Raw genomic sequence first — 14,571 nt, 5'->3', positions numbered from 1 at the left:
CCCCGTTCTTCGAGGACGTGCCCCGGAACGACTTCGATCGAGCGGACTTCGGTCTGCTGGAGGTCCGCGTCGACACGTGGGGTCTGCTGTTGTTCGCCTGCCTCTCCGACGAGACACCGTCACTCGAGCTCTGGCTCGGTGACCTCCCGACACGCATGGCGGGCTACGACCTCGACTCGTGGGTCAGTCGAAACCACCAGAGCGTCGACATCGCAGCGAACTGGAAACTCATCACCGAGAACTTCCAGGAGTACTACCACTTGACCTGGATCCATCCGGAGCTCGCGAAGGTGTCGCGCGTTCCCGACCACTACCGCTACCAGGGCCCCGGCATGTACTGCGGTCAGACGACCACGCCGGTGTCCGGTGACGAGCGCGACGACTGGCTCGCCCTGCCCGAGGCACCTGGGCTCGATCCATCCGATGCGACGAGCGGACGGTTCGTGGCCATTTTCCCGAACGTGATCCTGTCGGTGCTTCCGAACCACGTGTGGTTGATGCGTCTCGAACCGGTCGGGCCTGGTGTCACGCGTGAGACCTGCACGATGCTGCTGCCCGCCGCGACCGGCGCGGTGACCGAGGAGGCGATCGCGCCCACACGGCAGTTCTGGGTCGACGTCAACTCCGAGGACATCGGGATCGTCGAGCGCGGTCAACGTGGCCTGGTCCACGGTGCGGTTCCGCCCGGTCCGCTCGCCCCGAGATTCGAAGAACCACTGCACCGGTTCCACAACATGCTCGCCGACTGCATGACGGCCGATCATCTCGGCGCGCTCGCCGTACCGACCGGCGACGATCCGTGCAACCCCGAGGATCGGTGGGGCTCCGGGGTCAACCCCACCCCGCCACGCGTCGATCTCGATCTGTCATGATCGCGACCGCATGAGCGACACCGACAGCGACACGGGCTACGACGCAATCATCATCGGCGCCGGCGTGATCGGCGGTGCGGTCGCCTACGAGTTGGCGCATCGTGGCCAGCGGACGCTCAGCGTCGACAAGGGTCCGGGCGCGGGGTACGGGAGCACGAGCGCGTCGAGCGCGGTCATCAGGTTCAGCTACTCGACCGACACCGGAGTCGCCGCCGCGTGGGACGGGATGCACTACTGGAAGAACTGGCCCGAGTATCTCGACGCCGACGACGAGAACGGGCACGCACGACTGATCCAGTGCGGCATGGCGCTGCTCATCCAGGGCGACGAGGGACACCACAACCGGGTCATGCCGATCTGGGATCGCCTCGGCGTGCCCTACGAGTACTGGGACCACGACACGCTCGCGGCCCGCCTGCCGACCTTCGATCTCCACCTGTACGGACCTCCCGCGCGGTCGACCGACGACTCGTTCTGGAATGACGCGCACGGCGAGATGGTCGGCGCGCTGTTCTCGCCGGACGCGGGGTACGTCGACGATCCCCAGTTGGCCGCACACAACCTGCAACGCGCGGCCGAGGCCAAGGGTGCAGAGTTCCGGTTTCGTACCGAGGTGATCGGCATCCCCCAGGCCGATGGGCGCGCCACCGGCGTGGAACTCGCGGACGGAACCACCGTGAGCGCCCCCGTCGTGGTGAACGTCGGCGGTCCGCACAGTGCACACATCAACCGAATGGCGGGTGTGTACGACGGGATGAACATCAAGACCCAGTCGATTCGCCACGAGACGTACCACGTCCCGGGACCGACCGACATGGACTTCACCGCGGACGGATTCGCGATCGCGGACGATGACAGCGGGATCTACTTCCGACCGCAACCGAACAACAACATCCTGCTCGGAACCACCGATCCGGCATGTGACCCGAAGATTCCGGCGGGTCCCGACGACGACCTCGGGGAACTGACGGCCGACGGCTGGGAGACGAACACGATGCGGATCAACAAGCGGATGCCGACGCTCGGTGTGCCGCTGCCGCACGAGAAGAAGGGCGTGGTCGATCGCTACGACAAGAGCGACGACTGGATCCCGATCTACGACCGCACCGACCTCGACGGGTTCTACGACGCGATCGGCACCAGCGGCAACCAGTTCAAGAACGCCGGAGTCGCGGGCCACATGATGGCCGAGCTGATCGAGGCGGTCGAGGCCGGCCACGACCACGACGCCGACCCGCTCCAGGTGATGGCCCGCTACACCGGACTCAACCTCGACCTCGCCACCTTCAGCCGCAACCGCGAGATCAACCAGGACTCGTCGATGACCGTCCACGGCTGATCGTTACGTAACGGGTCTGACCCGTTACGTAACGCTCAGCTGCGCATGCGGGTGCCGTGGGGATCGAAGGGTGCTTCGGTGAGCAACTCCGCCGGGCGGGTGATTCCGACCACCTCGATCTCCCAGGGTCCACCGCGCGTCGCGTGTTCGATCGGCACGTACCCGAGGGCGATCGACAGCCCGCTGTGGTGTGCGTAGCCGCCGGACGTGACCCAGCCGACCACCTCCGTGCTGCCGGGACCCGTCAGCCAGATCGGTTCGTTGCCGATGCAGTCCGCCGCGCTGTCGCCCGTGCCGGCGTCCATCGAGAACGCCACGAGTTTCCGGGGAGGGCCGACCTGCTTCAACGCCGTCGCCGCGTCACGGCCGATGAACTCCTTGTCGAGCTTCACCATCCAACCCATGTTCGCCTCGTAGGGGTCGTAGATCGGTCGGTACTCGGTCGCCCACGAACCCCACAGCTTGTCGAGGCGCATCGAGTCGAGTGCTCTCCCCCCGTACAGCCGGATCCCACTGTCTGCACCCACCTCCATCAGGACGTCGAAGAGTTGCTGCTGGTACCCCGCCGCGCACCAGATCTCGTAGCCGAGATCACCGGTGAACGAGACCCTGCCGACCAGCGCTCGCACGTTCCCGACGTAGGTATCACGGAAATCGAGGAACGCGAATCCGTCGTTCGACGCGTCGAAGTCGGTCAGTTGGTCGAGCACGGCACGCGATTCCGGTCCGGCGATCGACAGCCCGGTCAGCTCGGGGCCGCATACGCGGACGTGCACCGATCCGTCGGTCGGGAGTTCCTGTCGGAACCAACGCTCGTGGTAGTGCTGGGCAGGCCCGGATCCGAAGATCATGAACCGTTCGACGCCGACCCCGTCGACGAGCGCGCCGACGGTGAAGTCGCCGATGATCCTGCCGTTGCGGTTCAGCATCGGTGAGAGCGCGAGTCGACCCGCAACCGGGATGTTGTTCGCGAGGAGATGGTCGAGCCACGATCGCGCTCCGGGTCCGGTCACCTCGTACTTCGCGTAGCCGGTCGTCTCGAACATCCCGACGCCGTCGCGGACGGCGGCGACCTCCTCGGCGACGACGTCGAACGCGTTCGATCGGCGGAACGTGACATTCTCGACCGGCTCCTCCTCGGGCCGCTGGAACCAGAGCGGGACCTCGAGCCCGTACGACGCACCGAACACGGCATTGTGTCCGACCAGCCGATCGTGGATCGGGGAGGTGATGTGCCCACGAGCTGCGGGCAACTGCTCGTTCGGGAACGTGATCCTGAACCGGCGGCCGTAGTTCTCACGCACCCTCGCGTTGGTGTATCGAGGCGTCGCCCAGTCGCCGAAGCGGGCGTTGTCCATCCCCCACACGTCGAAACCCGGGTCGCCCTCGGTCATCCAGTTGGCCATGCTCAGCCCGACCCCGCCGCCCTGACTGAGCCCGGCCATCACGCCGCAGGCCAGCCAGTGGCCGGGCTGGTTCTTGACCGGGCCGATCAGCGGGTTGCCATCGGGTGCGAAGGTGAACGGGCCGTTGATGGTGTCCTTGATCCCGATCTCCTGGAAGATCGGGAAGTGCTGGAACCCGACATCGAGGTTCGCCGCGATGCGTTCGAGATCCGGCGTGAGGAGTTGCGCTCCGAAGTTCCAGTCGGTCGTGTGTGGTGACCACGGCACGCCACCGCGTTCGTACGTGCCGAGCAGCAGCGAGTTGCCCTCCTCACGCATGTAGATCTCGCCGCCGAGGTCGACGACGTGGAACCCGGGCATCGATGACTGGGCTCGCCACTCGGCGAGTTGCGGCACCTCCTCGGTGATCAGGTACATGTGCTCCATCGCGAGCACCGGAAGCTCGAGTCCGGTCATCCGACCCACCTCGCGTGCCCACAGACCGCCGGCGTTGACGAAGTGCTCGCAATTGATCGTGCCGAGATCGACGTCGGTGCGGGTGTCGTGGACGTGCAGATCCCACGAGCCGTCGGCGGCCCGAGTGATGTCGTGGACCCACACGTACCGGTTGACCTCCGCGCCGCGCTGCTTGGCCGAGTCCGCGTACGCGTGGGTGACACCCGACGGGTCGACGTGGCCCTCGTGACGGTCCCACATCGCACCGACGAAGTGAGACGGGTCGAGGAACGGGACCATCTCGTGGGCTTCCTCGGCCGAGATCAGCTCGGTCTCCATCCCGAGATAGCGACCCCGGGCGTGCGCCATGCGGAGGTAGTCCATCCGCTCGGGTGTGTCGGCGAGCTGCAACCCGCTCGTCATGTGGATGCCGCAGTCGCGTCCGGACTCCGCCTGGATCTTCTCGTACAACTCGACGGTGTAGCGCTGCAACGCCGCCACGTTCGGGTCGCCGTTGAGCGTGTGCATCCCACCCGCTGAGTGCCATGTCGATCCGTGGGTCAGCTCGCGGCGTTCGACCATCATCACGTCGGTCCACCCGGCGAGCGTCAGGTGGTACAGCACGGACGCGCCGACCACACCCCCACCGATCACCACGACCTGTGCTCGATCCTTCATGCTTCTCCCCTCGCGAAAATGCACATTGGTGCCTGGCACGAATGTGCAGCTTCAGTAGTCGGTTTCGACTCCACCTTCGCTGATCCGTCGGTCGACGAACTCTCTCAGCTCGGCCACGATCGCGTCGTCGATCGGCGGTTGTTCGTAGTTCGCGAGCAGCTCGCGGGCGACGCCGTTCGCTCGGGTCCGCGCATCGGGCTGGCCCGCGTCGGTCCACGACTCCCAGTTCCGCCAGTCGCTCACCATCGGCGAGTGGAACTCGGTTGCGTAGCGCTGCTGCGTGTGCGCTTCACCGAAGAAGTGACCGGCCGGACCGACCTGGGCGATCGCGTCGACACCGAGAGCGTCTTCGCTCATGTCGAGCGGTTCGAGGAACGTGCTCACCATGTTCAGGAGGTCGGCGTCGATGACCATCTTCTCCATGCTCGCGTGCAACCCACCCTCCATCCACCCGGCACCGTGCATCACGAAGTTCGCTCCACCCGTGATCGCTCCCCATAGCGCCCACATCGTCTCGTAGCCCGCCTGCGCGTCGACCGCGTTCGATGCGCTGACCGCCGACGACCGGTACGGAATCCCGTACCGGCGGGCGAGCTGTCCCCCGACGACACAGGCCTTCGCGTACTCGGGCGTCCCGAACGCCGGTGAACCCGAGCGCATGTCGACGTTCGACGTGAACCCGCCGTACACCGCCGGGGCTCCCTGCCGGACGACCTGGGTGAACGCCAGGCCGGCCAGTGCCTCGGCGTTCTGTTGAACGAGTGCCCCGGCCAACGTGATCGGAGCCATCGCTCCCGCGAGCGTGAACGGGGTGACGATGATCGGCTGGTTGCGCGCCGACATCTGGATGATCCCCTCGAGCATCGGGTGGTCGTAGCGCAATGGTGACGATGCGTTGACGATCGAGGTCAGGCTCGGTTCCCGGTCGAGCGTCTCGTCATCAATCCCGCGGGCGATACGAACCATCTCGATCCCGTCGAGGTTGCGCTGCTTCCCGAGCGAGTACACGTGGAACGACTTGTCGGTCAGCGTGTGCGCGTCGTATCCCGCCTCGAGGTGGCGGATCGACGGATGGAGGTCGACGGGTTCGACGGGATAGCCGGCGAAGGTGTGCACCGAGTTGAGCAGTTGGCCGAGTCGGAGGAGATCGCCATATCCCGCTCGGTCGCCGGTCCGGTGGACACCGTCGAGATCGACGTAGTTCGGTGCGCTCGCGACCGCCGCGTACGCAACCCAGTCGCCTCCGATCCGGATGTCCCGCTCGGGCGATCGACCGTGCAGCGTGAACTCACTCGGGATGTGGGCGACGGCGTCGAGGACCATCTCCGGGTCGAATCGAACCCGGTCCCCCTCGACCGATGCACCCGCTCCACGGAGCAGTCGACGCGCCTCGTCGTGGAGGATGTCGATGCCGATGTCGGCGAGCACACGCAACGACGCATCGTGGATCGCGTCGAGTTCCTCCCCCGTCACGAGTTCGGTCGGCGCCATCCGACGTCGTGGCTGAGCGAATGGCGGTTGCTCGGCGAGGACGTTGCGCACCCGCCGCTGGCCCTTGCCTCGACGACGCCGTTCGATCACCACCAGAACGTAGTCGTCCCACACGCGGGACCCGTCCGACACGCTGTGGCACTACCGTGGGTTCATGGCAGCGGTACTCGACCTCGGGATCGACCTCGATGCGTGGCCGTGGATCTGGCTCGTCGTCGCCGCGCTCTTCGCGCTCGTCGAACTCACCGCTCTCGCCGGAACGTTCGTCCTCCTGCCGTTTGCAGTGTCGGCGTTCGTTGCATCGATCGCCGGCTTCTACGACGCCTCGGTCGAGGTCCAGTGGTCGATCTTCGTGGTGCTCGGAGCGGTGCTGTGGTACCTGGCCTGGCGTTACCTCCGATCATTCGTCAACGACAACGCGATGCCCGAAGGCGTCGGCGCCGATCGGCTGGTCGGCATGACTGCGATCGTTACCGCCGACATCGATCCGAACGACACCGAACGACACGGCCGGGTGATGGTGGTCGGCGAGCCGTGGGGCGCGTTGGCCGATCCGATGCACACCGTGCGGAAGGGGTCGAAGGTCCGGATCATCGCGATGGAGGGAACCCGTGTCGTGGTCGAGCCGCTGGTTGTCGAACCTCCGGTCGAACCGCCCACCGCTCCGCCGACGGCGCCAGGCCCGCCGCCGAACCCACCCTTCTCGCCCCCCACCCGTACACCGGAGGAATCATGACCCCAGTTGCCATCGTCGTCGGCGTCATCGCGCTGATCGGACTCGCCGTGCTCGTCGCGGCGGTCAAGATCGTGCGCCCGTACCAGCGCGGACTCGTCGAACGACTCGGCCGATACAAGGCCACCGAGGAGCCGGGCCTGCGGCTGATCTTCCCGTTCATCGAGACGATGCAGCTGATCGACATGCGCGAGCAGGTGGTCGACGTTCCTCCGCAGGAGGTCATCACGGCGGACAACGTCGTCGTCTCGGTCGACGCCGTCGTGTACTACGAGGCGACCGATCCTCAACGCCTCGTCTACAACATCGCCGACTTCTTCACGGCGATCACCAAGCTCGCGCAGACCAACCTCCGCAACCTGATCGGCGACATGGAACTCGACCGTGCACTCACGTCGCGCGACACGATCAACACGCAGCTGCGCGAGGTCCTCGACGACGCGACCGACAAGTGGGGCGTCCGGGTCGTGCGTGTCGAGATCCAGCGCATCGATCCTCCGCCGGACATCGTGTCCGCGATGCACGCCCAGATGCGCGCCGAACGCGACCGTCGCGCCACGGTCACCGAGGCGAAGGGGTACCAGGAGGCCGCGATCGCACGCGCCGACGGCGAGCAGCAGGCCGCCGTGCTCTCGGCACAGGGTCGCAAGGAAGCCGCCGTCCTCGATGCACAGGGCGACTCCGAAGCCATCCAGTTGCGCGCCGTCGCGAACAAGCTCCGCCTCGAACTGATGGGCCAAGGCGAGGGGCTTGCGGCCAAGGCGCGACTGACCGGGATCAAGGAAGCGCAGACCGACAACAACGTGCTCACCGTCGAGTACCTGTCGGCACTCGAGCGCATCGGTGACGGGCGCGCCACGAAGCTCGTGATCCCGGTCGAGTTCTCCGGTCTGCTCGGCACGGTCGCCGCATTCGCCGAGACGATCCGTCCGGAAGATCCCGAGGACGAGGTTCGCCCGAAGGACGAACTCCCGATCCCTGCCGACGATGATCGCGTCGAACTTCCCGAGCCGAACCGGGACGACCACCGGGATCGCTGATGCGCTACGCCGACGCCCCGGCGGCCGGGTGGTATCCCGACCCCGAGCACCGCTCCCGTCTGCGATGGTGGGACGGCTTCGATTGGACCGATATCCGGCGCGCTCCGCCGAGCGGGGCCGAGTTGATCGCCGCCGAGGAGAACCGCCAGTTCTTCGAGAACGCCCGGGCCGCCAACCCGATGCCGATGCAGACGACGCCGGCTGGTTACGACCGTCAGAACAGCGAGCAGATCATCTCCGAGGTCCGCGCGGTCGCCCGCGAGGAACTCGACCGGGCAGCCGAACAGTTCTCGCAGCGCGCGACCAATGCCGTGCGCAGCGTGACGCCGCTCATCTCGGGCTACACGAGTCAGATCGCGAAGTGGATCCGCCGCGCGATCATCATCGCTCTCGTCCTGTTGGTCGCCTACTTCGTGTTCCAGGTCGTGATGCAGGCGAGCTTCTTCGACTGGCTCGGCGACCGCATCGACAACGTCACCAATCCTCCCGAATCGCTCGGTGCACTCGGTCAACTGGGTTCGGGTCGCGTCTTCGTTCGCTGACCGGCATGATGCGCGACGAACATTTCGTCGCGCGACACGCAGGCCGGTTCAGGCCGGTGAGCTGAGGCGATACGCGAAGGTGTGTGTGCCGGAGGGGATCTCGTAGCGATCGAGCACGTCCGGTCCGCAACTGGCGGTGCCGAGACCGCGGTGCGCCACATCGACGTGGACGACAAGGCACTTCGACCGGGTGAGGTCCGTTTCGTGGGCGGCGTCGTAGAGCTCCGCGTCGCGATGGTGGGTGGCCGAGATGTGCAGGCCGATCGGGGCGAGGACGTCGAGCCGGACGACGTCGCCGGTCGCCGAGCAGATGAACTCGAACCACCGACATTCGGTACGCAGACCGTACTCCTGGGGAACGAGATACGGCTGCGCGTCGATCCCCGACTCCCAGATCCCGAGGAGCGATCCGCGCTTGCGGTCGGGATAGTTCTCGTCGGGACCACGGCCGAACCAGCGGACGCGGTCGAACCCGGTCGGCAACTCGAACGTCGCTCCCACACGGGCGAGGTCGGTCAGTTCGTCGGGCACGACGACCGTGTGGCGATGCACCACGCCGCCGTCCCCATCGACCTCGTCGCGATGGGTGTGATCGACGATGCCATCGGCCGGACCGACGTCGATCCCGGTCGCCTGCCAGTGCGCGAGGGCTCGACCACCGATCCCGAACCGTTCGGTCAACTCCGGCATCAACTTGAATCCGTCGTTGTCCGTCGGAGCCCGGAAGATCGACACGTTCGGCTCGATGGACGTCACGTCGAACGCTCCGACCGACGCCGCCAATCCGCCGGCCTTGATCCGTTTGGGAGCGCGGAGTTCGACCTGGTCCCACGCGACGAGATGCCCGGCCGGCGCCCACGCGGTTGCTGATCGCTGCCGCCAGTCGACGCGCAGATGCGTGTCGGGTTCGGCCGGGACCGCGCACGGCATCGTGATGGTGATCGACTCGCGCGGTGCGACCTCGACATCGATCTCCCCCGACCCGACGACCACCCCGGCGACGGTGAGTTCCCACGTGGAGACGAGGTCGTCCACGGCCGTGTGACTCCGGCGGTTGGTGATCCGGAGTTTGGAGCGGCCGACCGAGGCGGTGGTCACCGGTCGGTAGACCCAGGCGACCTCGGCGATCGCCGGATGCGGGATCAGGTCGGCCGACATGATCCCGTCCGCGACGAAGTTGCCGTCGTGGATCGTCTCGCCGAACTGTCCGCCGTACGCGAAGCCGCGCGTGCCGTTCGGGAGCGTGGTCGTGAGGCCGTGATCCTTCCACTCCCAGATGAACCCACCCTGGAGCCCGGGGGTCGAGGTGATCGCATCCCAGTAGTCGGCGAGCGATCCGTTCGAGTTCCCCATCGCGTGGGAGTACTCGCACATGATCAGCGGGCGGTCGCCGCGGGGATCGCGTCCGTACTCGACGATGTCGTCGATCGTCGGATACATCGGGCAGACGACGTCGGACGACCCGCGACCGCCGTCGAGCCAGCCGTCGTGGAAGACGGCACCTTCGTAGTGCAACGGTCGTGAGTCGTCGGCCGCGCGGACCCAACCCGCCGCTGCGGCGTGGTTGTCACCGTGGCCCGATTCGTTGCCGAGCGACCACATGACGATCGACGGATGGTTGCGATCACGCGTCACCATCCGCGCCACCCGTTCGATCCAGGCCTGACGGAAGTCGGCGTCGTTGCACAGGCTCGTGTTGTAGGCGTGGCTCTCGATGTTCGCCTCGTCCACGACGTACAGGCCGATCTCGTCGGCGAGGTGGAGCAGGCGGGGATCGTTCGGATAGTGCGAGGTGCGGACGGCGGTGATGTTGTGTCGACGCATCGCGAGCAGATCGGCGCGCATGTCGTCGACGGTGACCGCCTTGCCCCGCTCGGGATGGTGATCGTGCCGGTTGACCCCGAAGAACCAGATCGCCTGTCCGTTGACGCAGAACTCACGCTCGCGGATCTCGATCGACCGGAAGCCGACGAGTTGCGTGTGGACCTCGACGACCTCGCCGCCCGGGTCGATCAGTTCGACGAGCACCCGATACCGGGTCGGCGATTCTGCGGACCAGGGCAGCACCTTCGGGAGGTCGAAGCCGGCGGCCACGTGATGACCGGTGAAGACCATCGGCGCGAGGAATCGATGCGGAACGGTGTCGGTCGTCGGGGAATCGAGCCGCTTTCCGCGCAGATTCTCGATGGTGGTGCGCACGGTGTGGCCCTTGGACGGAGGTGTCGATCCACCGATCGTGGTGCGCACCTCGAGGTGGCCGCCACCGGAGATGTGGTTGTACGACGCGTCGCACCGGACCGACGTGACCCGGGTTGCCGGGCGCGCCTCGACGTGGACATCGCGGTGGAGACCGGCCATCCACCACTGGTCCTGGTCCTCGATATAGCTGTGTGCACTCCAGCGACACACGACGATCGCGATGTCGTTGCGTCCGACGGTGACGTGCTGGGTGATGTCGTACTCACTCGCAAGCCGGCTGTCGGTGCCGTATCCGGCGAAGGAGCCGTTGACGTACAGCGCGTGGACGCTCTCGGCGCCGCCGATGCTGAAAATGATGCGCCGACCGTTCCACTTCTTCGGAACGGTCATCGAGCGGCGATACACACCGGTCGGGTTCCGTTCCGGCAGCGTCGGCGGCGGGCCGTCGAAGGGCATCTGCACGTTGGTGTACTGCGGCAGGTCGGCGACGCCGTGCTGGTCCACCACGTTCTGCAACGTCCAGTTTCCGGGGACGGCGACCCCCTTCCATGCGAGTCCATCCGGTGCGTCGGTGACGGCCGCGGCGTCGACGTGGTCCGGATGGTCGAACAGCCGGAACTTCCAGCGTCCGTCGAGCGACGTCTGCCACGGACCGGCGGCGGTCGCGAGCGGATCGGAGGCGCGGGCCTCGGCCACGCTGCGGTAGGCGGTGCTCGTCGGAGCGATCGGCAACCGTCCGATCGACGTGATCGCCGGATCGCTCCACGGCCGCACGAATCCGATCCCCGGCAACATCACCCAATCCTCACACAGCAGTCGGAATGCCCAGCAACCCCGACTCGAACTCGAATCGCGACGCACCGGAAACGTGACGGCAGCAGCCGACCCACCAGCACTCAGCCGCGAGTCGGGTTCCTTGAGCCGGAGTCAGATCGTCCGAGGTCAAGGAAGCATGAACCCGAGTTGCCTCTGGGCACCGAGCGGTGAGGGGCGACGCAGAGATCGGGCGATCTGGCCCGGCTCAAGCGCCGTCGTGGACCCAGACGGAGGTATCGATCGGCATGATGCCCGAGTCCCAGATCCAGTCCATCGCCGGAACGCTCACGCGGACGCAGCCGTGCGACGCCGGGTAGTTCGGGATGCTGCTCGAACCGTGCACCGCGACGCCGCCGACGAAGTACTTGGGTCGGTAGATGCGACCGAGGTCGCCCTCCCACCAGCCTTCCTCGCGCTGACGGTTGACCTCGTGCAGTCCGCTCGGTGTCAGCGACACGCCGGTGATCGTCTCACCCGGGGTGTTCTGGTCGGCCTCGGTGTATTCCTCGCCGTTGCCGGTGGAGGCGTTGAGCACCCATTCGGTCTTTCCGTCGATCACGAAGAACAACAGCTGCTTGCCCTTGTCGATCTCGACGAGTGTGCCGGAGTTTGCTCGGGCGTTCGGCCGGACGGTTTCGACGGTGAGCGCGTGTGCGGTCTGTTCGTCGACCCGACCGCTCGGGTCGTCGAAACCCATGTACTTCTGGAACGCCATGACGGCCTGGCTCGTGGTGAGGCCGTAGTCGCCGTCGGCGCCGTTCACCCAGAATCCGAGGTCGAGCAGACGCTGCTGGACCCGCGCCGCCTCGCCGCCACTGTTCCCGCCGATTGCCTGCAGCGGCACGTCGAGCGCCGCGACCTGCTGGATCGTGTCGGGGATCGTGGTGGTCGGAGCCGCGGTCGTCGTCGGAGCGATCGTCGTGGTGGTCGTCGTCGTGGTCGCCTTGACCGTGGTCGTGGGAGCCAACGTGGACGGAGCGACCATCGTGGTCGTGGTCATCTCGGGTGCGGCTGACGCACCTTCACCGCCGGCACCGCCGGCCATGGCCGACGAGCAGCCGACGAGCGCGGCGAATCCGAAGACGATCCCACATCCGATCAGTGCCTTGCGGCGTTCGTCCACGACCATGAGGCGCAATGGTATCGCTCCCACCCTGCGTGACACCGGCTTCTGTGACCGAAAAGCGCGTGTTCAGACGGTGTTTCGTAACGAAAACGTCGCATCAGCCTCCACATCAGGTTGATATTCGACAGGACTGCGTGTGACGGTGCTCACATCGAAGCTCGCTGCAGCCGCCCGAAGCGATCGGGTGAGGTCGTGGGACACGTCGATCTCGACCGCACTCGAGGCCAGGAGTTCGCCCACGACCGCCTCGACGGTCGCTCCGGCCGACCGCAGTTCCTCGAGCGAGACCGATCCATGGCGCTTCGACAGCCGTTCGCCATCGTCGCCCATCACGAGCGGGACGTGGGCGTAGGTCGGGGTCGGAAGTCCGAGGAGTCGCTGGAGATGGATCTGGCGCGGGGTCGAGGTCAGCAGGTCGTCACCGCGCACAACCTGGGTGATGCCTTGGAGCGAGTCGTCGACGACCACGGCGAGGTTGTAGGCGGGGACACCGTCGTTGCGTTGCAGGACGACATCGTCGACACCGCCCTCCGTTCGGCCAGCGACCAGGTCCGTGAAGCCGATCAGGTCGGTGGCGCCTGATTCCGGTGGGTCCGTCGTTCCCATCGATTCGTCGGCGCGGAGGCGCAGCGCCGGCTTCCGACCATCGTCGAGAAACCGTTGCCGTCGAGCCGACGTCAGGTGTCGACACGTTCCCGGATACGAACCCGGCGGCAGGTGGGGAGCGTTCGGCGAGTTCTCGATCTCGGCACGGACCTCGCGTCGCGAGCAGAAGCACTCGTAGACGAGACCACGCGATCGCAGCTCGGCGAGCGCATCGCGATAGAGGTCGAAGCGCTCGCTCTGGCGGACGACCGCGCTGTCCCAGTCGAGTCCGATCGCGGCGAGGTCACGGAGTTGGGCCGCTTCGTGCTCGGGCGCCGCCTGCACGCGATCGAGATCCTCCATGCGCACGATGAAGCCGAGACCGGTCGAACGGGCTGCGAGCCACGCGAGCAGAGCCGTGCGCAAGTTCCCGAGATGGAGACTTCCGGTCGGGGATGGCGCGAAGCGGCCGCTCATGTGAGCATTCTCGTCATGACTCCGGACGGCAGACCCACGCCGACGTCGCATGACCGGAAACGGACGGGAGGGCGCAAGGTGGTGCGCACGACGTCGCCGACCGGTTCGGGGAGTCGTCTGGGTCGACGGTCGCGCATGGAGTTGATCCTGGCACGGGATCCCGCGACCTGCGTGTGGTGCGGTCGGCAAGTGGGCGTCGGCCTGGTCGAGGCGACGACCGAGCACGTGGTTCCACGCATCAAGGGCGGGCCGAGTTGGCTGGAGAACGAGGTAGCAGCATGTCGACGCTGCAATTCCCGTCGTGGGCATCGCACGCCGACCGACTGGGCCGACGAATGCGAGGGGCTCGGATGGGAGCCGGATCGCGAACGACTCGTCCGGGTGCTGACGTCATTGGTCGCGAAGATCGCCGAACGTGGAGGCCAGCGACGTGCGCGTCCGTACATCGCCGGACAGCTGCGACGGCTGCGCGGCTCGCTGCGCTGACGGGTCGCGTTCCGGACTCGCGTGACGGTGCCTCGGCTCGCGCGTCTCGCGACCGGGCCTCGTGTCTCGTATGGTTCGGGTCATGCGGTGCCATGTGTGCAACGTCGCGGTCGGCGACGGTCAACGGTTCTGCCACGAGTGTGGCGAATCGCTCGAGGAAGTGACCGCCCAGATCAGGACCGTCGATGCGAGCTCACCGTCCGAACCCGAGCCCGCCGATGCCACGGTGCTCGACGAATCCGTGGACTCCGACGAGTCGAGTGCCGCCTCGATCGCCTCCCTCGTGTCGGATGTGGAGGCCGATCCGGACGACGCCGATGACCAGGTCGATCCCGAAGGTCAACTC

General features: G+C 66.6%; 11 protein-coding genes and 1 pseudogene. 7 read left to right on the top strand and 5 right to left on the bottom strand.

Annotation, left to right across the window (positions count from 1 at the left end):
* Positions 1–872 (top strand): SRPBCC family protein (locus WBV89_RS01025; protein ID WP_423979480.1); only part of this gene is annotated, 872 nt, incomplete at its 5' end.
* 10 nt (positions 873–882) lie between these two features.
* Positions 883–2,211, top strand: a complete 1,329-nt coding sequence (locus WBV89_RS01020) for an NAD(P)/FAD-dependent oxidoreductase (RefSeq protein WP_423979479.1) — start codon at positions 883–885, stop codon at positions 2,209–2,211.
* A 35-nt stretch (positions 2,212–2,246) separates the two neighbouring features.
* On the opposite strand, the gene WBV89_RS01015 is transcribed toward WBV89_RS01020, so the two are convergent.
* Both WBV89_RS01015 and WBV89_RS01010 read right to left on the bottom strand, forming a co-directional pair.
* Positions 2,247–4,730, bottom strand: a complete 2,484-nt coding sequence (locus WBV89_RS01015; protein ID WP_423979478.1) for a GcvT family protein — start codon at positions 4,728–4,730, stop codon at positions 2,247–2,249.
* 51 nt (positions 4,731–4,781) lie between these two features.
* Positions 4,782–6,335: a trimethylamine methyltransferase family protein gene (locus WBV89_RS01010; protein ID WP_423979477.1), complete on the bottom strand. Its 1,554-nt coding sequence runs from the start codon at positions 6,333–6,335 to the stop codon at positions 4,782–4,784.
* Between the two features lie 40 nt (positions 6,336–6,375).
* Between WBV89_RS01010 and WBV89_RS01005 the strand changes: the two genes are divergently transcribed.
* Genes WBV89_RS01005 through WBV89_RS00995 form a run of 3 tightly spaced genes read left to right on the top strand, consistent with a single transcriptional unit; the run spans position 6,376 to position 8,536 of the window.
* On the top strand, positions 6,376–6,957 hold the full coding sequence (locus WBV89_RS01005) for an NfeD family protein (protein WP_423979475.1): 582 nt from the start codon (positions 6,376–6,378) through the stop codon (positions 6,955–6,957).
* The gene (locus WBV89_RS01000) at positions 6,954–7,994 is read left to right on the top strand and encodes an SPFH domain-containing protein (RefSeq protein ID WP_423979474.1); all 1,041 of its coding nucleotides are present in this window, start codon (positions 6,954–6,956) and stop codon (positions 7,992–7,994) included. The genes WBV89_RS01005 and WBV89_RS01000 overlap by 4 nt, the downstream gene beginning before the upstream one ends.
* Positions 7,994–8,536 carry a DUF2510 domain-containing protein gene (locus WBV89_RS00995; RefSeq protein WP_423979473.1) on the top strand — a complete coding sequence of 181 codons (543 nt, stop codon included), beginning with the start codon at positions 7,994–7,996 and terminating at the stop codon, positions 8,534–8,536. The genes WBV89_RS01000 and WBV89_RS00995 overlap by 1 nt, the downstream gene beginning before the upstream one ends.
* A 48-nt stretch (positions 8,537–8,584) precedes the next feature.
* Here WBV89_RS00995 and WBV89_RS00990 read toward each other — a convergent pair whose 3' ends face one another.
* The 3 genes from WBV89_RS00990 to gluQRS all read right to left on the bottom strand — a co-directional run bounded on the left by WBV89_RS00990 (position 8,585) and on the right by gluQRS (position 13,739).
* Positions 8,585–11,530 (bottom strand): glycoside hydrolase family 2 TIM barrel-domain containing protein, encoded by a 2,946-nt coding sequence (locus tag WBV89_RS00990; protein ID WP_423979472.1) that lies wholly within the window; start codon positions 11,528–11,530, stop codon positions 8,585–8,587.
* A 226-nt stretch (positions 11,531–11,756) separates the two neighbouring features.
* Entirely contained in the window at positions 11,757–12,680 is a 924-nt protein-coding gene (locus tag WBV89_RS00985) for a L,D-transpeptidase family protein (protein ID WP_423979471.1), read from the bottom strand.
* A 63-nt stretch (positions 12,681–12,743) separates the two neighbouring features.
* Positions 12,744–13,739, bottom strand: a complete 996-nt coding sequence (gene gluQRS / locus WBV89_RS00980) for a tRNA glutamyl-Q(34) synthetase GluQRS (RefSeq protein ID WP_423979470.1) — start codon at positions 13,737–13,739, stop codon at positions 12,744–12,746.
* A 135-nt stretch (positions 13,740–13,874) separates the two neighbouring features.
* Here gluQRS and WBV89_RS00975 point away from each other — a divergent pair, with 135 nt between their 5' ends.
* Both WBV89_RS00975 and WBV89_RS00970 read left to right on the top strand, forming a co-directional pair.
* The gene (locus WBV89_RS00975) at positions 13,875–14,225 is read left to right on the top strand and encodes an HNH endonuclease (protein ID WP_423979469.1); all 351 of its coding nucleotides are present in this window, start codon (positions 13,875–13,877) and stop codon (positions 14,223–14,225) included.
* A gap of 82 nt (positions 14,226–14,307) precedes the next feature.
* Positions 14,308–14,571: pseudogene (locus tag WBV89_RS00970) on the top strand (hypothetical protein); the annotation flags it as partial.

The organism is Ilumatobacter sp. (assembly GCF_049588435.1).
Classification (GTDB): domain Bacteria; phylum Actinomycetota; class Acidimicrobiia; order Acidimicrobiales; family Ilumatobacteraceae; genus Ilumatobacter_A.
The sequence above is the reverse complement of the archived record's forward strand: the minus strand, read 5'-3'. Positions and strand labels throughout refer to the sequence as shown.

Bases quoted from the DNA above. Each gene is read 5' to 3' on its own strand.
- WBV89_RS01020 (WP_423979479.1), top strand. From the start codon at position 883: ATGAGCGACACCGACAGCGACACGGGCTACGACGCAATCATCATCGGC.
- WBV89_RS01015 (WP_423979478.1), bottom strand. From the start codon at position 4,730: ATGAAGGATCGAGCACAGGTCGTGGTGATCGGTGGGGGTGTGGTCGGC.
- WBV89_RS01005 (WP_423979475.1), top strand. From the start codon at position 6,376: ATGGCAGCGGTACTCGACCTCGGGATCGACCTCGATGCGTGGCCGTGG.
- WBV89_RS01000 (WP_423979474.1), top strand. From the start codon at position 6,954: ATGACCCCAGTTGCCATCGTCGTCGGCGTCATCGCGCTGATCGGACTC.
- WBV89_RS00995 (WP_423979473.1), top strand. From the start codon at position 7,994: ATGCGCTACGCCGACGCCCCGGCGGCCGGGTGGTATCCCGACCCCGAG.
- WBV89_RS00990 (WP_423979472.1), bottom strand. From the start codon at position 11,530: ATGTTGCCGGGGATCGGATTCGTGCGGCCGTGGAGCGATCCGGCGATC.
- WBV89_RS00985 (WP_423979471.1), bottom strand. From the start codon at position 12,680: ATGGTCGTGGACGAACGCCGCAAGGCACTGATCGGATGTGGGATCGTC.
- gluQRS (WP_423979470.1), bottom strand. From the start codon at position 13,739: ATGAGCGGCCGCTTCGCGCCATCCCCGACCGGAAGTCTCCATCTCGGG.
- WBV89_RS00975 (WP_423979469.1), top strand. From the start codon at position 13,875: ATGGAGTTGATCCTGGCACGGGATCCCGCGACCTGCGTGTGGTGCGGT.